Origin of the sequence: Nonomuraea sp. NPDC001636, assembly GCF_040298265.1 — a bacterium.
Classification (GTDB): domain Bacteria; phylum Actinomycetota; class Actinomycetes; order Streptosporangiales; family Streptosporangiaceae; genus Nonomuraea.
The window spans coordinates 136049-157092 of sequence record NZ_JBEOZT010000013.1 but is presented as its reverse complement, the minus strand read 5'-3'; the positions used below and the strand labels follow the sequence as shown (position 1 = coordinate 157092).

The following is a 21044-nucleotide window of genomic DNA, read 5'->3' as shown; positions in this document are numbered from 1 at the left end:
TCATGTTCTTCGACCGTGTTCTCATCGCCAACCGGGGCGAGATCGCCGTCCGGGTCGTCCGGACGCTGCGCGCGCTCGGCATCGAGTCGGTGGCGGTGTTCACGCCGCCGGACGCGGGCGCCAGGCACGCCCGCGAAGCAGACATCGCCCTCGAAGTCTCGAAATATCTGGATATCGAGGCGATTGTTGAGGCGGCGCTCGCCTCCGGCGCGCAGGCCGTGCATCCCGGCTACGGCTTCCTGGCCGAGAACGCCGCGTTCGCGCGGCGCTGCGCCGAGGCCGGGCTCGTCTTCGTCGGCCCGTCCCCCGAGGCCATCGACGCCATGGGCGACAAGATCCGCGCCAAGGCCACCGTGTCGGCGGCCGGGGTGCCGGTCGTCCCCGGCGGGGCCGAGCCGGGCGACGACCTGGCGCGGTGGGCCGAGTTCCCGGCGCTGATCAAGCCGTCCGCGGGCGGCGGCGGCAAGGGCATGGTGCTGGTGCGCTCGGCCGCCGAGCTGCCCGAGGCGCTGGAGTCGGCCCGCCGTACGGCACGGGCGGCGTTCGGCGACGGCACCCTGCTCATCGAGCGCTACGTCGAGAACCCCCGGCACATCGAGATCCAGGTCATGGCCGACGCCCACGGCAACGTCGTGCACCTGGGCGAGCGCGAGTGCAGCCTGCAGCGCCGGCACCAGAAGATCATCGAGGAGGCGCCGTCGCCGTTCGTGACCCCCGGCATGCGCGCCGACATGGGCGCCGCGGCCGTCGAGGCCGCCCGCTCGGTCGGGTACGTCGGCGCCGGCACGGTCGAGTTCATCGTCGACGGCACCACCGGCTCCTACCACTTCATGGAGATGAACACCCGGCTCCAGGTCGAGCACCCGGTCACCGAGCTGGTCACCGGCCTGGACCTGGTGGAGCTGCAACTGCGCGTCGCGGCCGGCGAGCCGCTGCCGTTCGGCCAGGAGCAGGTGCGCCTCGACGGCCACGCCGTCGAGGCGCGCGTCTACGCCGAGGACCCGGCGCGCGGCTTCCTGCCCAGCGGCGGGCGCGTGCTGGCCCTGCGCGAGCCCGGCGACGACGGGCCGGGCCGGGTGCGGGTCGACTCCGGCCTGGCCGAGGGCGGGGTCGTCGGCAGCGACTACGACCCCATGCTGTCCAAGGTGATCGCCTGGGCGCCGGACCGGGAGGCGGCGCTCAGGGCGCTCGACCGGGCGCTGGCCCGCACCGCGGTGCTGGGCGTGGTCACCAACGTGCCGTTCCTGCGCGGGCTCGTCCGCCACCCCGCGGTCGTGGCGGGCGAGCTGGACACCGGCCTGGTCGAACGGGTGCTCCCCGGGCTGCTGCCGGAGTCCGGCGTGCCGCGCGAGGTGGCCGCGGCGGCGGCGCTGATCTTCCACACGCTGCCGCAGGGCCCCGACCCCTGGCAGGTCACCGACGGCTGGCGGGTCGGCGCGCCCGCCTGGACGACCTGGCGGCTGGAGTCGCGCGACGGCGTGCACGCGGTGCCCGTCCGCGGCCTGCCCGGCCGGTCGGCCGAGGTGCTGCTCGACGGAGAGGCGGTGCCCGCCCGGATCACGACCGGCGGCGGCGCGGCGGCCGTCACGCTCGGCGGCCGGACCGCCCGCTACCTGACCGCCCGCCACGGCGACACGCTCTGGCTCGGCAAGGACGGCGAGTCGTGGGCGTTCACCCGCCACCTCATCGGCGACCCGGGCGACCGGCCCGGGGCCGCGGGGGCGGGCGACGGCGTGGTGCGCAGCCCCATGCCCGGCACCGTCCTGCTGGTCAAGGTGCAGCCCGGCGACCGGGTGAGCGAGGGGCAGCCGCTGGTCGTCGTCGAGGCCATGAAGATGGAGCACACGGTCACCGCCCCCTGTGACGGCGTGGTCGCCGAGCTGCCCGTCCAGCCGGGCAGGCCGGTCGACATGGACGCCGTGCTGGCCGTGGTCACCGGTGAGGAGGCGTGATGCCGTACCGCATGCCAGGGCTTCCCGAGCGGGTCACCGTCTACGAGGTGGGCCCGCGCGACGGCCTGCAGAACGAGTCGGCGATCGTGCCGGTCGAGGTGAAGGCCGAGTTCATCGACCGGCTGGCCGACGCCGGCCACCAGGTGATCGAGGCGACCAGCTTCGTGCACCCCAAGTGGGTGCCGCAGCTGGCCGACGCCGGTGAGCTGCTCGGCCGCCTCGACCGCAGGCCCGGCGTGCGCTACCCGGTGCTGGTGCCCAACGAGCGCGGGCTCGACCGCGCGCTGGAGCTGGGCGTCACCGAGATCGCCATCTTCGCCAGCGCCACCGAGACGTTCGCCGCCAAGAACCTCAACCGCACGCTGGAGAGCCAGTTCGACATGTTCGAGCCGGTCGTGGCCAGGGCGCTGGAGCACGGGCTGCGGGTGCGCGCGTACGTGTCGATGTGCTTCGGCGACCCCTGGGAGGGGCCCACGCCGGTCGCGCAGGTCGTCGCGGTCGGCGAGCGGCTGCTCGGGCTCGGCTGCTACGAGCTGTCGCTCGGCGACACGATCGGCGTCGGCACGCCGGGCCACGTCACCGAGCTGATCGGCGCGTTCGGCGGCCCCGAGCGCCTGGCCGTGCACTTCCACGACACCTACGGGCAGGCGCTCGGCAACACGCTCGCCGCCCTGCAGGCGGGCGTGACCACCGTCGACGCCTCCACCGGCGGCATCGGCGGCTGCCCGTACGCCGAGTCCGCCACCGGCAACCTGGCCACCGAGGACCTCGTGTGGATGTTGTCGGGGCTCGGCATCGAGACCGGGCTCGACCTGGACAAACTCGTGTCCACCAGCACCTGGCTGGCCGAGCGGCTGGGCCGGCCCAGCCCCTCGCGCGTCGTCCAGGCCCTCGCGAAAGGCTGATCATGCTGAACGACGAATACCAAGAGTTGCGCAAGACCGTCGAGGCGTTCGCCCGTGACGTGGTGGCGCCCGTGATCGGCGACTACTACGAGCGCGAGGAGTTCCCCTACGACATCGTGCGCAAGATGGCCGACATGGGGCTGTTCGGCCTGCCGTTCCCGGAGGAGTACGGCGGCATGGGCGGCGACTACTTCGCGCTGTGCCTGGCCCTTGAGGAGCTGGCCCGCGCCGACTCCAGCGTGGCGATCACCCTGGAGGCCGCCGTCTCGCTGGGCGCGATGCCGATCTACCGGTTCGGCACCGACGAGCAGCGCCAGGAGTGGCTCCCCCGGCTGGCCTCCGGCGAGATGCTGGGCGCGTTCGGGCTGACCGAGCCCGGCGGCGGCTCCGACGTGCCGGGCGGCATGCGGACGACCGCCGTGCTCGACGGCGGCGAATGGGTGATCAACGGGACGAAGGCGTTCATCACCAACTCCGGCACCGACATCACCGGCGTGATCGGCGTGGCCGCGCTCACCGGCGAGCGGGAGATCTCCACGATCCTGGTGCCGAGCGGCACGCCGGGGTTCACCGTCTCCAAGAAGTACTCCAAGGTCGGCTGGAACGCCTCCGACACCCGCGAGCTGTCCTTCTCCGACTGCCGGGTGCCCGCCGCCAACCTGCTCGGCGAGCGGGGCCGCGGCTACGCGCAGTTCCTGCAGACCCTCGACGAGGGCCGCATCGCCATCGCCGCCCTCAGCGTGGGCCTGGCCCAGGGCTGCGTGGACGAATGCCTCAAGTACGTCAGGGACCGCAAGGCGTTCGGCCACCCGATCGGCCACTACCAGGCCATCCAGTTCAAGATCGCCGACATGGAGGTGCGCGCGCACACCGCCCGGCTGGCCTACTACCACGCGGCCGAGAAGATGCTGGCCGGGGTGCCGTTCAAGAAGGAGGCGGCGATCGCCAAGCTGGTGTCCTCGAACGCGGCCATGGACAACTCCCGCGACGCCACCCAGGTGTTCGGCGGGTACGGCTTCATGAACGAGTTCCCGGTCGGCCGCTTCTACCGCGACGCCAAGATCCTGGAGATCGGCGAGGGCACCAGCGAGGTGCAGCGCATGCTCATCGCCCGCCAGCTCGGCCTCGGCGACCTCTGACCGGGGGCCGTGTCGGACGCCGTACCGGACGTCACGGCACACTCCCGTGGCACGATGGACGAAAGGGCACAGAGGTTCTAGTGTCGTACCTCATGACGGCGGACGATCTTCTCATCAGGAGGGCGGAGAAGGCGGACGCGGACGAGGTGTTCGCGTTGGCGCGCGAGTTCGGGCTGACCTTCAGGCCGGAGCGCGCGGCCTTCGACGCCGCGCTCCCGCAGCTCCTGCGCAACGAGGACGCCCTGCTGCTCACGGCCGTGGTGGGCGGGCGGGTCCACGGGTACCTGCTGGGGTTCGTGCACCTGACGCTGTTCGCCAACGGGCCGGTCGCCTGGGTCGAGGAGGCGATGGTCCAGTCGGGCTCGCGCCGGCAGGGCATCGGCCGCCGGCTGCTGGAGGAGTTCGAGGCGTGGGCGCGGACCCGTCAGGCCGGGTACGTGGCGATGGCCACCCGGCGGGCGCCGGAGTTCTACCACGCCCTGGGCTACGAGGCGTCGGCCACCTTCTTCCGCAAGGTTTTGCGCTGACAGACGACGGCCCGGAGTTTCGGTCCGTTTTGTCGGTGTTTGATGGCATCCTTGGGGCGTGAGCATTCACACCGTCAGCCCCCTGTTCGTCGGGCGCGCCCGCGAGCTGCACGCTCTGGGCGACGCCCTGGCCAGAGCACGTGCGGGCGCGTCGTCCACCGTGCTCGTGGGCGGCGAGGCGGGGGTCGGCAAGACCCGCCTGATCAGCGAGTTCACCGACCGGGCCGGCGAGGCGCGGGTGCTCGTCGGCGGCTGCCTGGAGCTGGGCACCGAGGGCCTGCCGTTCGCGCCGTTCACGGCCGTGCTGCGCGGGCTGGTGCGCGAGCTGGGGCGCGACGGCGTGGCGGCGCTGGTGCCCGGGGGCACGACGCGCGGGCTGGCCCGGCTGCTGCCCGAGTTCGGCGAGCCGGACAAGGACGGCGCCGAGGCGCGGGCCCGGCTGTTCGAGCAGGTGCTCGGGCTGCTGGAGCGGCTGGCCGAGGAGCGTCCGGTGCTGCTGGTGGTCGAGGACGCCCACTGGGCCGACCGCTCCACCCGTGACCTGCTGTCGTTCCTGGTCCGCTACCAGCGCACGGCGGCCCGGCTGATGATCGTCGTCACCTACCGCACCGACGAGCTGCACCGCACCCATCCGCTCCGGCCGATGCTGGCCGAGCTGGGCCGCATCGAGTGGGTGAGCCGGATCGAGCTGCGCCGCCTCACCCGCAGGGAGGCCGTCGCGCAGGCGGCCAGCATCCTGCGGCGCGAGCCGTCGGCCGCCGCGATGGACCTCATCTACGCCCGCAGCGAGGGCAACCCGCTGTTCGTCGAGGCGCTGCTGAGCGAGGCCGACGGCGGCGACATGCTGCCCGAGTCCCTGCGCGACCTGCTGCTGGCCAGCGTCGAGCGGCTGCCCGACGAGACCCAGGAGCTGCTGCGCGTGGCCAGCGCGGGCGGCCAGCGCATCGAGCACGACCTGCTGAGCGCGGTGGCCGGGCTCGACGACACCGCCCTGTCGCGGGCGCTGCGCCCCGCCGTGGCGGGCAACGTGCTGGTGGTCGACGGCGAGGGCTACGGCTTCCGGCACGCGCTCATCCGCGAGGCGCTCCACGACGACCTGCTGCCCGGCGAGCACACCCGCCTGCACACCCGTTACGCGCAGGCACTCGAACGCGACCTGTCGATCCTGCCCGCCCCGCGCGGCGCGATCGAGCTGGCCCACCACTGGCACTCCGCCCACGACTCCACCTGGGCGCTGGTCAGCGCCTGGCGCGCGGCCGCCGCGGCCCGCAAGTCCACCGCCTACGACGAGCAGCTCAGGATGCTCTCGCGGGTGCTGGAGCTGTGGGACCAGGTGCCCGACGCCGCCGAGCGCATCGGCTGCGGCCGCCTGGACGTGCTCCGGCAGACCTCCACGGTCGCCCACCTCGCCGGCGAGTACGAGCGCAGCCTGGCCCTGGCCGGGGCCGCCCTCGCCGAGGTCGACCTCGACGCCGACCCGACCACCGCGGCCACCCTGCTGCGCCAGCGCGGCCTGACCCGCTACGACCTGGGCCGCGCCGGTTATCTCGACGACCTGCGCCAGGCGGCCGAGCTGGTGCCCGCCGAGCCGCCGAGCAAGCTGCGCGGCCAGGTCCTGGAGACGCTGGCGCGCATGCTGCACCGTCCCGAGGACTGGCCGGAGAAGCTGGCGACGGCGCAGCTCGCCATGGAGATCGGCCACCAGATGGGCGACGCCAACGTCGAGGCCCACGCGCTCATCAGCCTTGCCTGGGCGCGCTCGCGCTTCTCCGACATCGAGGCTCAGCTCGGGCAGTTCGCCGAGGCGCGCCGGGTCGCCCGCGCCCAGGGCGCCTACAACGCGCTGATGCGCTGCGCGATCTCCGAGTCCGACGCGCTGGAGGGCGCCGGACGGCACGAGCGGGCCGCCCAGGTCGCCCGCGAGGGCGTGCAGGAGGCCGGGCACTACGGCCTGGCGCGCACGTCCGGGACGTTCCTGGCGATCAACCTGACCGAGCCGCTGCTCTCGCTGGGCCGCTGGGACGAGGCGCTCCAGGTCGTCGAGCAGGCGCTCGACCTCGCGCCGCCGGCCCCCTACCGGGCCAGTCTCCAGGGGTTCCTGGTGGACATCGCGCTCGCGCGGGGGCAGATCGACCGGGCCGACAAGCTGCTGTCGTCCTCCGCCAGCGTGTTCGCGCGCGGCACCTACCGGGACCAGACCGTGCTGCCGCAGCTGCGCAGGCAGGTCCTGCTGCTGCGGGCGCAGGGGCGGCTCGGCGAGGCGCTGGAGGCCGCGTCGCGGGGGCTGGAGAGCCAGGACCTGCTGCCCTCACCGCGTTACGCCTGGCCGCTGCTGGTGACGTTCGCGCAGCTCGCCCGGCCCGCTCTCGGCGAGGGCGGCGCGCCGTCCGCGGGGGTCGCGGCGGCCGTCGTGGCGCGGCTGCGGGAGGTGGCGCGGGAGCTGGCCGTCGACGGCGACCTGCAGGAGGCGCAGCGGCTGACGTTCGCGGCGCTGACCGGGCCGGAGGAGGGGCTCGGCGGGGCGGCCCAGCTCAAGGCGTGGGAGTCGGCGGTGGCGGCCTGGGCGGGGTTGCGGCAGCCGTACGCGGAGGCGCAGTGCCTGGTGGGGGCCGCCCAGGCGGCGCTGGCCGAGGGCGACCGGCGGGCCGCGGCCGGGATGGTGACGCGGGCGCGGGAGCTGGCCGCGGAGCTGGGCGCCACGCCGCTGCTCGAACAGCTCGACGTGCTCGGACGGCGGGCCCGCGTCGGCGGCGCCGACGAGCCGGACGGGCCGCCGCTGGGGCTGACCGCGCGCGAGCTGGAGGTGCTGCGCGAGGTGAGCAACGGGCGCAGCAACCGGGAGATCGCCGCGGCGCTGTTCATCTCGGTGAAGACGGTCAGCGTGCACGTCTCCAACATCCTGGCCAAGCTGGGCGTGGCCACCCGCGGCGAGGCGGCGGCCACGGCCCATCGGCTGGGCCTGTTCGGGTGACCGCGTAGGCGCGAGCGTCAGCCGGTGAGCTGGGCCTCCAGGCGGTAGCCGTCCACCGTGACGTAGACCTGGTCGCCGGGGCGGGCGTTCAGTCGCATGAGCACCGGTTGCAGCGAGTCGAAGACCGGCTGGTGGCCCTGCCAGACCAGCACGATCGCGTTGTCGCCCGGACCGGTCACCGACAGCAGGGTGCCCGGACGCATGCCGAGCTGGGCCGCGTAACCCTCCGGCACCGGCACCGGGCCGCCCCTGAGGTGTTCCGGGGTGACCTCGATGCGCTGCCAGCGGCGCGGGTCCGACGACGGGCTCGGCAGCGGCGGAGGCGGCGTGGACGGCGTTCCGGCCAGGCTGCCGGGCAGCATGCCGGACCGGCCGCCGGACAGCGCCGACAACGTGGCCAGGGCCGCCGAGGGGTCGATCGAGTTCGCGCCCGCCGTCGGGATGGGCTGGCCGCCCCGGTGGTGGTGGCCGTTGGCGCCGGGCGTCCGGCGGGGGAGGGGCTGGGCGGGCTGCGGGGAGGCGTCCGCGGGGCCGGGGGCCGACTCCGAGGGCAGGGCGTCGAGCCACGCCTTGGCGGAGTGGGCGCGGATGCCCAGCTCGGCGAGCAGCTCCACGACGTCGGTGTCCGGCGGGGCGGCGGCCAGGAGCTGCCGCGTACGGGCCTGGAGGCCGTGGATGTCGCCGACGACCAGCCAGCCGTCCTGGAGGCGGCGGTCGGGCATGAGCGTCACCAGGACCCGCCACAGGGGCGTGCGCAGCGACGGGACCATCGCCGGGTGGGCCGGGTCGGCGCCGATGAGCTGCTCCTCGGTGGCCGCCGCGCCGAGCCATTCGGTGAGCCGGAACATGTGGCCGGTGACCGGCGCCGACTCCGACGAGCGCAGCCAGTGCAGGACGCGTTCCTCGGCGGTGCGCTGGGCCTGGGAGAGCACATCGCGGTCCACCAGCAGCTTGTGGGCCAGGGTGCGCAGGCTGACCGGGTCCTCGGCGAACAGCCGGTGCACGGCGACGGCCAGCTCCAGCTTGTCCAGGCCGCGGAACAGGCCGTCCACGACGCGGACCATCGCGTGGTCGGGGTCGGCGGGCACCGGGCCGGGAGCGGCCGTCCCGCCGGGGACGGGGGCGGTGTACGGGGGGCCGTCGGCGCCGGCCTGCGGGCCGCCGTCCGGACGCCCGGCGGTGGGCCGCTGCGGCAGCCGCGCACCCCCCTGCGCCGGGAAGGACCCGGTCTGAGGGCCGTTGGACGGCTGGGCGGGGAACGAACCGGTCTGGCGGCCGCCTTCGGGCTGGGCCGGGAACGAGCCGGTCTGAGAAGGTTGGGCAGGGAACGAGCCGGTCTGGCGGGTGGCGTCCGGCTGGGCGGTGAAGGAGCCGGTCTGGTGTCCCTGGGCGTTCTCCGGCGGCGGCGGGAACGAGCCGGGCTGCTGGGCGGCGGGCCGGGCCGCGGCCGGGCGCTGCGGCAGGCCGCCCTCACCGGCCGGGGCCGGGCGCGGGGCGCCCTGGGGCTGGGCCGGGAAGGCGTCGCTGTGCGGGGTGAAGGCGGCGGGCGGGCGCTGGGGGCCGCTGGCGGGCTGGGCGGCGTACGCCCCGGGTTCGGCCACCGGGACGGCCGGGAAGGACCCCGTCGCGCCGCGCGCGAGCGGACGGGTGACGTCCGGCGAGCCGGACTGCTGAGCGGGTACGGCCTCGCGCTGCGCCGGGATGCGCCCGAGCACCTCGCGCAGGACCGAGCCGACCACCACCTCGGGCGTCGCCGACGGGGTGGCGAGATCGCCGGGCGACAGGCGGCGCAGCCGCTGCCAGCCGCCGAGCCCGGTGATCGCCGTACGGGTGGCCTCCGGCCAGCCGGGCAGCGCCGGATCGACCTGATGGACGGCGAGCGCGGGAAGCAGGTCCACCAGCGGCAGATGGTCCCAGCGGGAGGAGATCAGCCGGGCGAGCCGTTCGCAGACCCAGTCGAGACCCGCCGTGCCGAGCGCCCTGGACACCGCGAGCGAGGACCACCACCCCGCCGGCAGCCGCGGATCACCCAGCACCTCGGCCACCTGCTGAGGGCGGCTCCAGCGCAGAGCAGGGACGAGGTCGCTCAGGCAGATCGATGACTCGACTTCCATCGGCGGACCTTATCCTCCCCAGTGGGCCGCGTGGGCAACCCGGTACGCATGTGGCTAATGGTGCAGCCTACGCGGCAAGCTATCAATCAGTGTGAATAGGGTAAAGACGGTTCAGGTCAAAACCGTACCGTGGACGGCCGCCCACCTGGGCCACACATTGCGCACCGGCCCGGCAACCCGCCTCCAGCGCGAGCGCGGCGCCCGCCCCCTGGAGGGTGGCGGTGAGATACCCCGCCGCGAAGGCGTCACCGGCGCCCGTCGAGTCCACGACCTCGGCGGACACACCCGCGCACGTCGCCGTGACCTTGCCGTCCACCGCCACCAGCGCGCCCTCGGCGCCCAGTTTCACGACCGCTGTGCCGTACGTCTCACTCAGCAGCACGGCGGCCCGCTCCGGCGCCGCGACGCCGGTCAGGATCAGCGCCTCGTCCAGGTTCGGGATGATCAGGTCGGCCGCCGACGTCTCCCGCATGAAACGTTCGACGCCGAAGTCCCGCAGCGGGCCCGTCGAGGCCGGGTCGATGCTGACCGGCACCCCGGCGGCCACGGCGTCCCGGACGGCGGCCCTGGCCAGGCGGAGACCGGGCGCCGCGAACAGCGTGTACCCCGACAGGTGCAGCCGGCCGACCCCGTCGAGCAGGGACGGGTCCCAGTCGGCGTCGGAGATCAGGCCGCCCGCGCCGCGGTTGGTGAGCATGGACCGTTCGCCGGTCTTGTCCACCATGGCGATGACGACCGCCGTGGGGTGCTCCTGATCCACCAGCACGTGCGGCCGGACGCCGGTCCTGACCAGCTCGGTGGTGTGCCACTCGCTGCTGTCGTAGCCGAGCTTGGCCAGCAGCCGCGAGTCGGCCCCCAGGTGGGCGGCCCAGGCGGCGGTGTTCGCGCCCGAGCCGCCGGGCCGCAGCACGATCTCCGCGGCGGTGTCGGTGCCCGCCATCACCGGGGAGCCGTGCAGCGCCACCACGTCGGTGACGACGTCACCGATCACCAGGAGACCCGTGTCACTCACGGACCCACGCCCACGCCACGGCGATCCGGGCGGCCAGGGCGGTGTTCCCGCGCACGGCGGCCAGGTTCGCCTCCAGCGAGGCGCCGCCGGTGCCGTTGACGAGGTAGCTGAGCAGGAACGGCGTGATCGCCTGCCCCTTGACGCCCTCGCGCTCGGCGGCGGCCAGCGCCTCGGCCAGCACGCGGTCGTGCAGCGCAGGGTCGAGCTGCTGGTCCTCGGGCACCGGGTTGGCCACGATGAACGCGGTCTCCGGGCCGGCCAGCGCGTCCTGGCCGCGCATGACGGCGGCGGCGTCCTCGGGCGACTCGATCCGCCAGTCGATCGGCTGGCCGGAGGAGTTGAGGTAGAAGCCGGGGAAGGTGTCGGTGCGGTAGCCGGCCACGGTCACGCCGCGCGTCTCCAGCCGCTGCAACGTGGCCGGCACGTCGAGGATCGACTTCACGCCCGCGCAGACGACCGTGATGCGGGTGCGGGCCAGGGTGTCGAGGTCGGCGGACTCGTCCTGGTCCTCGGTCCAGCCGCGGTGCACGCCGCCCAGGCCGCCGGTCGCGAAGATCCGCACGCCGGCGCGGGCGGCCAGGAACGACGTGGCCGACACGGTGGTCGCCCCGCTCGCCTTCAGCGCGGCGGCCAGCGGCAGGTCGCGCTGACCCAGCTTGCGCAGCCCGGACTCGGTGGCGATGCGCTCCAGCTCCAGCTCGTTCAGGCCGATCCTGGCCACGCCGTCGAGGACGGCGATCGTCGCCGGGACCGCGCCCGCCGCGCGGACCACACCCTCCAGCTCGCGGGCCACCTCCAGGTTGCGCGGCTGCGGCAGGCCGTGGGAGATGATCGTGGACTCCAGGGCCACGACGGGCGCGCCGCCCGCCAGGGCCTCGGCGACCTCGTCGGACGGCTGGAGAAGGGGATCGGTGGCGCTGCGCATGACGGGTTTCAAGCTCCTTGAGTGGTCCTGACCGGTTCAGGGAGAACGGCGTGCCTGACGGAATTTGTTCCGAACAGAGCAGCGTACGGTGGCCTGGCCAGGACGTCCACTCGGGCGGCCTCACAGCAGCACGGCGACCCCGGTGAGCGAGACGGCGGCGATGAGCCCGGTGGCGATGGCGCCGAGCAGCACGGCCCGCCCGCCCTTGACGAGTTTGCGCACGTCGATCCCGGTGCCCAGACCGAACAGGGCGGCGGCCATGAGCACGTTGGTGACCTGCGGGACCGCCCGCGTGACGACGTCCGGGACCCAGCCGGTGCTGCGTACCGCCACCATGACGAGGAACGCCGCCACGAACAGCGGCATGACCGGCGTCCGGCGCCCCTCCCGCCGGCCGGCCGCGGGCGCACCGGTCGCGGAGCGGCGGGCACGGAAGGACGTCAGGGCGACGAGCGGGGCCAGCAGGACGACGCGGGCCAGCTTCACCGTCACCGCGGCGGCCAGGACGCCCGACGCCGCGCCGATCGCGGCCACCTGCGCCACCTCGTGCACGGCCGCGCCGGTCCAGACGCCGAGCTGGGCCGGCGACAGCCCGAACAGCGCCGCCAGCGCCGGGACGGCCACGATGGCCGCGCTGCCGTAGAGCACGACCACGCTCAGCGCGGCGGCCGCGTCGTCGTCGTCGGTGTCCTCCGCGCTCTCGCGCATGGCCGCGACCGCCGCCGCCCCGCAGATCGACACCCCGGTCGCCACCAGCAGCGACGTGCCGGACGACAGGCCCAGGCGGCGGCCGATCAGCGGCGTCACCGCGAACGTCACGCCGGTCGCCGTCACCACGATCACCAGCGTCTGCCAGCCGAGCGCGAGCACCTGCGGCAGCGCGATCTGGAGGCCGAGCAGCGCGATCGCCACCCGCAGCACCCGCCGGGCCACGAACGCCAGCCCCGGCCTGAACCGCTCCCAGACGGCCCCCGCCCCGCCCCACCGCGCGGACGTCGCCGCCCAGGCCGCGAGGTTGGCCAGGACCGCCCCGGACAGCACCGCGATCACCGCCGGGCTGAACGCCGGGGCGAACCGGTTCGCCACCATGGCCGCCACCACGGCGACGGCCGCCAGCACGATGCCCGGCCACACCGACGCCGCGGGGACGGCCGGCGCCTCGCCGCGTCGGGGGTCGGGGGTCGGCCGGGGCGCGGTGAGCGGGGAGATCCGCTGGTCGGGGAGAGGCATGATCCCAGTCTTCGGGCCCTGCGTACCGGCCGGTAGACACGCGTTGACTGGGAGGCCATAGCCTGTGGCTATGAGTGCGCTGCCGGATCTCGACTCGCTGAAGCTGCTGGTCGACGTGGGCGAGCTGGGCAGCCTGGGCCAGGCGGCCAAGGCGGCGGGCATGGCCCAGCCGTCGGCCAGCAAGCGGGTGGCCATGCTGGAGCGCCGTCTCGGCGTCCCGCTGCTGGAGCGCACGCCGCGCGGGTCCACGCTCACCGCCGAGGGCCGGATGGTGGCCGGGTGGGCGGCCCAGGTGCTGGCCGCGGCCGAGGAGCTGATGCGGGCCGTGGAGGCCGTGCGGCACAGCGAGGCGGCCCACCTGCGGGTGGCCGCCAGCATGACGGTGGCCGAGTACCTGGTGCCGCGCTGGCTCGGCGAGCTGCAGAACCGCGAGCCCGAGGTCCAGGTGGGGCTGGACGTGGTCAACTCCGCCGACGTCGCGGCCAGGGTGCTGGGCGAGGAGGTGGAGCTGGGGTTCGTCGAGGGGCCGACCGTGCCGGAGGGGCTGGACAGCCGGGTGGTGGGCACCGACCGGCTGGTCGTCGTGGTGGCCCCCGGCCATCCCTGGGCGCGCCGCCGTACGGCCCTGCGCGGGGTCGAGCTGGCCGCCACGCCGCTGGTGGTACGCGAGCCGGGCTCGGGTACCCGGGAGACCCTGGACGTGGCGTTCAAGAGCCTCCACCGGGCCAGCCCCCGCCTGGAGCTCGGGTCGAACTCGGCGGTCAAGGGGGCGGCGCAGGCGGGGGCCGCCCCCGCGGTGCTCAGCGGTTACGCGGTCGAGGCGGACATCGCGACCGGACGCCTGGTCGAGGTGCCGCTCGCCGGGCTCAACCTGGTCCGGAACCTGCGCGCGGTGTGGCGGCGCGGGCGCTCGCTCACCGCCCCGGCCGCCACGCTCCTGGCCATCGCCAGCCGTCCGTGAGCACGGCCCCGAAGGTGGGCCGTTGACGCCGTATGGAACGCGATCTAGCTTTCCCTTAGGAAAGTTTCCTAAAAGTAAGAGCGCGTTCACCCCCCGAACCTCAGGAGACTCCGCATGAGCCTTCGTCGTCCCCTCGTCGCCCTGGCCGGATCGGCGGTGATGTGCCTCGCCGTGGCGGGCCTGGCGCCGTCCCCCGCCCTGGCCGCGCCCACCGACTGCACCGCCTGGGTCAGCGGCGGCTACGCCTACAGCAGCTGCACTTCCGGCACCGGCCAGCACGCCGTCGGGGTGGAGCAGTCGCACCCGTACGCCGGGCCGATCGTCCTGACCGGCGGCTGGACGGCCGTCGGCGGGGTCTCCTCGGTACGGCTCACGCCGTGGCCGGTCAAGCGCGTCTGGGTGAACAGGACGGGCTGACGGATCCGGGCCCGGCCGGGAGGGGACCCCGGCCGGGCCCGCCCGCGAGTGGCCGCATCATCTCCGCGCAAACCGTTGACTAAGGGCACAGGTCGGGTCATAAGGTGCGGGGATGGGTGCGTATGACGTCGTCGTGGCAGGCGGCGGGCACAACGGGCTGGTCGCGGCCGCCTACCTCGCCGGAGCCGGCCGCCGGGTCCTGGTGCTGGAGCGCCTCGGGCACGTCGGCGGCCTGGCGATCTCCACGCGGGCCTTCCCGGGCGTGGACGTCCGCCTGTCCCGCTACTCCTACCTGGTGAGCCTGCTGCCCACCCGGATCGTCCGCGACCTCGGCCTCGACCTCGACCTGCGCCGCCGCCGGTACGCCTCCTACACCCCCAAGGGCGAGACCGGCCTGCTCGTCGACAACGAGGACGAGGCCCGCACCGCCGCCTCCTTCCGCGCCGTCACCGGCGGCGAGCACGACCACCGCGCCTGGCGCGACTTCTACGCCATGACGGCGGACGTGGCCCGCGCCCTGGCCCCCACGCTGCTCGAACCCCTGCGCCCGCCCGCCGAGATCGAGCGCCTGGTCGGCCCGGAGGCATGGCGCGACCTGTTCGCCCGGCCCGTCGGCCAGACCGTGGACGAGCGGTTCGCCGACGACACCGTGCGCGGCGTCGTGCTCACCGACGCGCTGATCGGCACGTTCGCCGACCCGTCCGCCGACCTGCTGGCCAACCGGTGCTTCCTCTACCACGTGATCGGCGACGGCACCGGCGAGTGGAACGTCCCGGTGGGCGGCATGGGCGCGGTCTCCGGCGCGCTGGAGCGGGCGGCCAGGCGGGCCGGGGCCGAGATCAGGACCGGCGCGGAGATCGTCGGCATCTCGCCGTCGGGCGAGGTCACGTACGTCGCCGAGGACGGCGAGCACACCGTGGACGGCCGCCACGTGCTGGTCAACCTGCCCCCGGCGGTGCTGGACCGGGTGCTCGGCGGGCCCGCGACCGTGCCGGAGGGCGCGCAGCTCAAGGTCAACATGGTGCTCGCCCGGCTGCCCCGGCTGAAGGACCCCTCGGCCGACCCCCGGGCCGCCTTCAGCGGCACGTTCCACATCAACGAGGGGCGCGACCAGCTCGCGAAGGCGTACGAGCAGGCGGCGCGAGGGGAGATCCCGGAGTCGCCGCCCGCGGAGGTCTACTGCCATTCCCTGACGGACCCGTCCATTCTGGGGCCGGAACTGCGGGGGAAGGCCGAGACGATGACCCTGTTCGGCCTGCACATGCCCGCCCGACTTTTCCGGGAAAATCCAGAAAAAGCGCGTGAGGAAGCGTTGCGGGCCACGTTCGCCTCCATGAACGCGGTGCTCGCCGAGCCCATCGAGGACTGCCTGCTGCGCGCCCCCGACGGCACCCCGTGCGTCGAGGTCAAAACCCCCGTCGACCTGGAGAGGGACGCCGGGCTGCCGGGCGGCCACATCTTCCACGCCGACCTGAGCTGGCCGTACGCGGAGGAGAGGGGATGGGGCGTCGAGACCGGGCACGAACGCATCCTGCTGTGCGGCGCCGCGGCCCGCAGGGGCGGCGGCGTGAGCGGGATCGGCGGCCACAACGCGGCCATGGCGCTGCTGCGGCCCTGAACCGGGCCGGAAGGACCGCCGTTCCCCCGCGACGCTTTCTCAGGACACATCGGTGATCCCGTTCATCGTGCTCTCATAGTGGGCTCATATCTTGTGACACATGAGTGAGCCCGCACGGTTGCTGGTGGTGGACGACGAGCCCGCGTTGCGCGAGGCGCTGCAGTCGAGCCTGGAGTTCGAGGGCTACCGGGTCGGCACCGCCAACGACGGCCAGGCGGCGCTGGAGGCGCTGGCCGGCGAGCCGTACGACGCGGTGCTGCTCGACGTGATGATGCCGCGGCTCGACGGGCTCACCGCCTGCCGGCGGCTGCGGGCCCAGGGCAACCACATCCCCGTGCTCATGCTCACCGCCCGCGACGCCGTCGGCGACCGGGTGTCCGGGCTCGACGCGGGGGCCGACGACTACCTGGTCAAGCCGTTCGAGCTGGACGAGCTGCTGGCCCGGGTGCGCGCGCTGCTGCGGCGCGGCGCGCTCAACGCGGGCTCGGCCGGCGGCGGCACGCTGTCCTACGGCGACCTGCGCATGGACCCGGCGACCAGGGAGGTCACCCGCGGCGCCCGCGCGCTCGACCTGACCAGGACCGAGTACCTGCTGATGGAGCTGTTCCTGGCCCACCCCCGCCAGGTCCTGACCCGCGACCAGATCCTCAACGAGGTGTGGGGCTTCGACTTCGAGCCGACCTCCAACTCCCTCGACGTGTACGTCATGTACCTGCGCCGCAAGACCGAGGCAGGGGGAGAGCCCCGGGTGATCCACACGGTCCGCGGGGTGGGGTACGTGCTACGGGCCACACCGTGATCCGCAACAGCCTGCGCACCCGCCTGACGCTGCTGGTCGCGGCCGCGGTCGCGATCGCGATCGCGGTGTGCGCCGGGCTGTCCTGGTTCATCGTGCAGAACCAGGCGATCAGGCAGCTCGACCAGACCATCCTGGAGCCGGAGGGCGATGGGGACAAGCACTTCCTCCAGAAGAACTGCCGGCCGGAGGGCTCCTTCGACTCCCACGACATGGCGACGCTGCTGTTCGCCGACGGCAGGACCTGCTCGATCGGCTCGCCGATCGTGCCCACGGAGGAGGACAAGAAAGCGGCTTCCGGCGGCGGTGAGCCGGTCTACCGCAACGGCGTGACGCGGGACGGCAGGGAGGTCCGCGTCGTGGCCGTCAACTTCGCGCCCGGCGTGGCCGTCCTGGAGGCCAGGTCGCTCTACCACGTGAAGATCACCCTGCGGAACACCGCGCTCGCGCTCGCCGTCGTCGCGGCCGTGGGCGTGATCGGCGCCGCACTGGCGGGACGGGCCATCTCCCGTACGGCCCTGCGCCCGGTGGGCCGGCTGACCAAGGCGGCCGAGCACATCGCGGCGACCGAGGACCTCAACACCCGCATCCCCGTCCAGGGCAACGACGAGATCGCCCGGCTCAGCTCCGCCTTCAACGCCATGACCGCCGCCCTGGCCGGTTCCCGCGAACGCCAGCAGCAGCTCGTCGCCGACGCCGGTCACGAGCTGCGCACCCCGCTCACCACCCTGCGCACCAACATCGACCTGCTGCTGCGCAGCGAGCAGACCGGCAGGCAGCTCGACCCGGGCGCCAAGGAACGCCTGCTGGTCAACGTCAAGGCGCAGTTCGCGGAGCTGTCCACGCTGGTCGGCGACCTGCTCCAGCTCGCCAGGGGCGACACCGACCACGAGCCGCACGTCGAGCTGGCCCTGCACGACGTCGTCACGGCCGCCGCAGAACGCGCCCGGCTGCGCGGCGCCGACGTGCGCACCGACCTGCACCCCTGGTACGTCGTCGGCAGCCCCGCCTCGCTCGAACGCGCCGTGCTCAACCTCATCGACAACGCCCGCAAGTTCAGCCCCGAGGGCCAGGTCGAGGTCTCGCTCAAGGACGGCCGGCTGACGGTCCGCGACCACGGCCCCGGCATCCCCGAGGAGGAGCTGCCGCACGTCTTCGAGCGCTTCTGGCGCTCGCCCTCGGCCCGTGGGCTGCCCGGCTCCGGGCTGGGCCTGGCGATCGTGGCGCAGGCCGTGTCCGAGACCGGCGGCAAGGTACGGCTGTCCAACGCGCCCGGCGGCGGCGCGATCGCGACGATCGATCTTCCCGGAACCCTCACCCGTCACTCACAATCGGATGAGTCCTGTCAAAGACCCGGATCGTGAGCTGGCTGCATGGAGACGACAGCGGTAAGGACGCGCCTGGTTGAGGTGGTCGTCCCGGTCCACAACGAGCAGCGGGCGCTGCGGGAGAGCGTCGCCCGGCTGCACGCCTACCTCGCCGCGACGTTCCCGTACGGCTTCCGCATCACCATCGCGGACAACGCCAGCACCGACGACACCTGGCGGCTGGCCACCGAGCTGGCCCGTGAGCTGCCGCGGGTACGGGCCGTGCACCTCGACGAGAAGGGCCGCGGCCGGGCCCTGCGCCAGGTCTGGTCCACCAGCGAGGCCGACGTCGTCAGCTACATGGACGTCGACCTGTCCACCGACCTGGACGCCTTCCTCCCGCTGGTCGCCCCCCTGCTGTCGGGCCACAGCGACCTGGCCATCGGCACCCGCCTGGCCAGAGCCTCGCGGGTGGAGCGCGGGCCCAGGCGGGAGTTCATCTCCCGCTCGTACAACCTGCTGCTGCGCTCGGTGATGGGCGCCGGCTTCTCCGACGCGCAGTGCGGGTTCAAGGCCGTGCGCACGGAGATCGCGCAGGCGCTGCTGCCCGCCGTCGAGGACGAGCAGTGGTTCTTCGACACCGAGCTGCTGCTGCTGGCCGAGCGGCACGGCCTGCGCATCCACGAGGTCCCCGTCGACTGGGTGGACGACCCCGACAGCCGCGTGGACCTCCTGCGGACCGCCCTGGACGACCTGCGCGGGCTGGCCAGAGTGGCCCGCAGGACCCTGTCGGGCGCGGCGCGCCTGCCGATGCCCGCCCGGGTGCGGCGGGCCGAGCTGCCGAGGGGGATGGCCAGGCAGCTGCCCAGGTTCGCGATCGTGGGCGTGGTGAGCACGCTGGCCTACCTGGCGCTGTTCTCGATGTCGCGGCAGGTCGTCCCGGCGCAGCTCGCCAACGCGGCCGCGCTGCTGGTCACGGCCGTGGCCAACACGGCGGCCAACCGCCGCTTCACGTTCGGGGTCAAGGGCTCGGGCGGGGCGCTGCGCGACCAGTTCGACGGCCTGATCGCGTTCCTGGTGGGGCTGGCGCTGACGTCGGGGAGCCTCGCGCTGCTGCCCGGCGTGGTCTCGCACGGGGTGGAGCTGGCGGCGGTCATCGCGGCCAACGCGGCGGCCACCCTCGTCCGGTTCCTGCTGCTGCGCGTGTGGCTGTTCAACCCCCGGCGCAGGCGCGGACGGTGACCGCCGTCGCCGTGGACGGTCACGCCGGCCCGTACGACTGCGCCCACCGAGGAAGCGACGGCGGCCGCGCGGCCCGTCCCCGCGGCGCGCTATAGGCTGATCGGGTGGCGAGTACGACCCGGGCCGATCAGGCCGACCAGCGCAGAGCAGAGCTTCTCGAGGCCACCCGCAAAGTGGTGCTCGAACGCGGCCTGGCCCACACGCGCATCGCCGACATCGCCAAGTCCATCAACGTCAGCGGCGGCCTGATCCACTACCACTTCGCGACCAAGGACGAGCTGATCACCGCCATGCTGCGGGCCACGCTCGACATCGAGAGCGCCCGGCTCAAGGAGCTGGCCGACGGCCCCGGCACGGCGGTGGAGCGCCTCGACCGGGTGCTGCGCTACTACATCCCCGAGTCGCGCTCCGACCAGAGCTGGCTGCTCTGGATCGACGCCTGGAACACCGCGCTGCGCGAGCCCGCGGTCAACGCGATCATGCTGGAGCTGGAGACGGCCTGGCTCGACGCGCTGGCCCAGGTGTTGTCGGCCGGCACCGAGGCGGGGGAGTTCGCCTGCGCCGATCCGGCGGGCGCGGCCGAGCGCATCGACGCCATGCTCGACGGGCTGATCATCCGCTACACCCTGCATCCCAACGTGCTCGACCGGGCGCGGCTGCTGGCCCATGCGCGCACCGCCGCCGCCGGGGAGGCGGGCATCGCGGTGGAGCGGTTCGGCTGAGTCCGGCCCGAGTCAGGCGGGCAGGGCGGCCAGCAGGAAGGCCAGGCGGGCGGCCGCCGACTCGACGTCCTCGGCGGTGCCGAGGCGGTAGCCCCACGACGTGATGTACGCGCCGTCGTCGGAGCAGGTCACCGTCTCGGCCAGGGTGGCGGAGAACCGGTTGCGCACCGACACGTACGCCGGGTCGCTGGCCAGCGCGACATTCTGCACCGAAAGATCGGCGTGACGGCCCGCGTGCCACGCGAACCGCTCAAGGCAGAGCGCGGTATCAAGCATCATGCGTCACCTCCGCAACGTCTCGCGACAGAATTGCACGATCTTGCTGCGGGTGGCAAGCAATTGCTGAGGTTAATGTGGGGTTTGTTGCAGGTATTCGCGAAGAATACGGATGATGACTTCTCGCCCCGGCTCGCCGAACTCCGCCACCTTGGCGTAGTCGTCGAAGGCCCGCACGTAGAAGGCGATGTCGTCGGGGTCGCGCAGCACGAGGTCCTTGGTCATCGTGGCGACGCCCACCATGGCCTCGTTGTAGATCCAGAACCCGTTGATCGGCGCGGACGGCAGCTCGGTGCCGAAGGGGATCACCCCGAACTCCACGTTGGGCAGCGTGCTGACGGCCAGCAGCCGGTCGAGCTGGCCGCGCATGACGTCGGCCGGGGCCAGCGCGCTGCGCAGCGCCGACTCCGGCACCACGAACCGGAACGTGCGCGTGCGGTCGTAGAGGATCTCCTGGCGCTGCATGCGCACGCGGACGGCCGCGTCGATCTGGTCGGCCGCGCTGTAGAGGCGCTTGACCTTGCGGAACACGTGCCGGGCGTACTCGGAGGTCTGCAGCAGGCCGACGACGATGCCGGGCTCGAAGACGCGGAACAGCTTCGTGCGCGCCTCCAGGTCGCGGATGTCCTCCTGGATGGCGGCCAGGCCGCTGCGGTGACGCTGCTTCCAGTCGTCGTGCCGCTCCAGCAGCGCGATGGCCTGCCTGATGAGCTCGTCGGTCGTGTCGGGCGCGGCCCCCACGGCCTGCGCCCACACGACCACGTCGTCCTCGGTCGCCGTCTGCCTGGCGTTCTCCAGGCGGGAGACCTTGGACGGCTGCCAGCGCAGCCGCTCGGCCAGGTCTTTGCCCGACAGGTGGGCGGCCTCGCGCAGCTGGCGAAGCCGGCCGCCGAGGTCGATGCGCGCCTGCTGATAGGACGTCACGCGGCA

At 73.8% G+C, this 21044-nt stretch carries 18 protein-coding genes; 12 read left to right on the top strand and 6 right to left on the bottom strand.

What is annotated here, in order from left to right; translation table 11 throughout:
• Positions 1-2 precede the first annotated feature (2 nt).
• The 5 genes from ABT158_RS24605 (at position 3) to ABT158_RS24585 (ending at position 7494) form a co-directional block, all read left to right on the top strand.
• Positions 3-1952, top strand: coding sequence for an acetyl/propionyl/methylcrotonyl-CoA carboxylase subunit alpha (locus tag ABT158_RS24605; protein ID WP_352357047.1), 1950 nt, complete (start codon positions 3-5; stop codon positions 1950-1952).
• Positions 1952-2857, top strand: a complete 906-nt coding sequence (locus ABT158_RS24600) for a hydroxymethylglutaryl-CoA lyase (protein WP_352357045.1) — start codon at positions 1952-1954, stop codon at positions 2855-2857. Before ABT158_RS24605 ends, ABT158_RS24600 begins: the two co-directional genes overlap by 1 nt.
• A 2-nt stretch (positions 2858-2859) precedes the next feature.
• Entirely contained in the window at positions 2860-3996 is a 1137-nt protein-coding gene (locus tag ABT158_RS24595) for an acyl-CoA dehydrogenase family protein (RefSeq protein WP_352357043.1), read from the top strand.
• Between the two features lie 92 nt (positions 3997-4088).
• A complete protein-coding gene (locus ABT158_RS24590) occupies positions 4089-4523 on the top strand; it encodes a GNAT family N-acetyltransferase (protein ID WP_352320284.1) in 435 nt (144 codons plus the stop codon).
• A 58-nt stretch (positions 4524-4581) separates the two neighbouring features.
• Positions 4582-7494 carry an ATP-binding protein gene (locus ABT158_RS24585; protein ID WP_352357041.1) on the top strand — a complete coding sequence of 971 codons (2913 nt, stop codon included), beginning with the start codon at positions 4582-4584 and terminating at the stop codon, positions 7492-7494.
• Between the two features lie 17 nt (positions 7495-7511).
• On the opposite strand, the gene ABT158_RS24580 is transcribed toward ABT158_RS24585, so the two are convergent.
• The 4 genes from ABT158_RS24580 to ABT158_RS24565 all read right to left on the bottom strand — a co-directional run bounded on the left by ABT158_RS24580 (position 7512) and on the right by ABT158_RS24565 (position 12775).
• The gene (locus tag ABT158_RS24580; RefSeq protein WP_352357039.1) at positions 7512-9608 is read right to left on the bottom strand and encodes a hypothetical protein; all 2097 of its coding nucleotides are present in this window, start codon (positions 9606-9608) and stop codon (positions 7512-7514) included.
• Between the two features lie 82 nt (positions 9609-9690).
• Positions 9691-10620 (bottom strand): carbohydrate kinase family protein, encoded by a 930-nt coding sequence (locus tag ABT158_RS24575; protein WP_352357037.1) that lies wholly within the window; start codon positions 10618-10620, stop codon positions 9691-9693.
• Positions 10613-11545, bottom strand: coding sequence for a pseudouridine-5'-phosphate glycosidase (locus ABT158_RS24570; RefSeq protein WP_352357035.1), 933 nt, complete (start codon positions 11543-11545; stop codon positions 10613-10615). The genes ABT158_RS24575 and ABT158_RS24570 overlap by 8 nt, the downstream gene beginning before the upstream one ends.
• Positions 11546-11665: 120 nt before the next feature.
• Positions 11666-12775, bottom strand: a complete 1110-nt coding sequence (locus ABT158_RS24565) for a YeiH family protein (RefSeq protein ID WP_352357033.1) — start codon at positions 12773-12775, stop codon at positions 11666-11668.
• Positions 12776-12845: 70 nt separating this feature from the next.
• On the opposite strand from ABT158_RS24565, the gene ABT158_RS24560 reads away from it, so the two are divergent.
• The 7 genes from ABT158_RS24560 to ABT158_RS24530 all read left to right on the top strand — a co-directional run bounded on the left by ABT158_RS24560 (position 12846) and on the right by ABT158_RS24530 (position 19838).
• Positions 12846-13736 (top strand): LysR substrate-binding domain-containing protein, encoded by an 891-nt coding sequence (locus tag ABT158_RS24560; protein WP_352357031.1) that lies wholly within the window; start codon positions 12846-12848, stop codon positions 13734-13736.
• Between the two features lie 114 nt (positions 13737-13850).
• Positions 13851-14153, top strand: coding sequence for a hypothetical protein (locus tag ABT158_RS24555; RefSeq protein ID WP_352357029.1), 303 nt, complete (start codon positions 13851-13853; stop codon positions 14151-14153).
• Between the two features lie 112 nt (positions 14154-14265).
• Positions 14266-15771 (top strand): phytoene desaturase family protein, encoded by a 1506-nt coding sequence (locus ABT158_RS24550; protein ID WP_352357027.1) that lies wholly within the window; start codon positions 14266-14268, stop codon positions 15769-15771.
• A gap of 100 nt (positions 15772-15871) precedes the next feature.
• On the top strand, positions 15872-16570 hold the full coding sequence (locus ABT158_RS24545; protein WP_352357025.1) for a response regulator transcription factor: 699 nt from the start codon (positions 15872-15874) through the stop codon (positions 16568-16570).
• Positions 16567-17931 (top strand): HAMP domain-containing sensor histidine kinase, encoded by a 1365-nt coding sequence (locus ABT158_RS24540; protein WP_352357023.1) that lies wholly within the window; start codon positions 16567-16569, stop codon positions 17929-17931. Before ABT158_RS24545 ends, ABT158_RS24540 begins: the two co-directional genes overlap by 4 nt.
• Before the next feature lie 9 nt (positions 17932-17940).
• Positions 17941-19116, top strand: a complete 1176-nt coding sequence (locus ABT158_RS24535) for a bifunctional glycosyltransferase family 2/GtrA family protein (RefSeq protein WP_352357021.1) — start codon at positions 17941-17943, stop codon at positions 19114-19116.
• Between the two features lie 104 nt (positions 19117-19220).
• Positions 19221-19838, top strand: a complete 618-nt coding sequence (locus ABT158_RS24530; protein WP_352357019.1) for a TetR/AcrR family transcriptional regulator — start codon at positions 19221-19223, stop codon at positions 19836-19838.
• 12 nt (positions 19839-19850) lie between these two features.
• On the opposite strand, the gene ABT158_RS24525 is transcribed toward ABT158_RS24530, so the two are convergent.
• Both ABT158_RS24525 and ABT158_RS24520 read right to left on the bottom strand, forming a co-directional pair.
• Positions 19851-20117, bottom strand: coding sequence for a hypothetical protein (locus ABT158_RS24525; RefSeq protein ID WP_352320256.1), 267 nt, complete (start codon positions 20115-20117; stop codon positions 19851-19853).
• A gap of 69 nt (positions 20118-20186) precedes the next feature.
• The gene (locus tag ABT158_RS24520) at positions 20187-21038 is read right to left on the bottom strand and encodes a helix-turn-helix domain-containing protein (RefSeq protein WP_352357016.1); all 852 of its coding nucleotides are present in this window, start codon (positions 21036-21038) and stop codon (positions 20187-20189) included.
• Positions 21039-21044 lie beyond the last annotated feature (6 nt).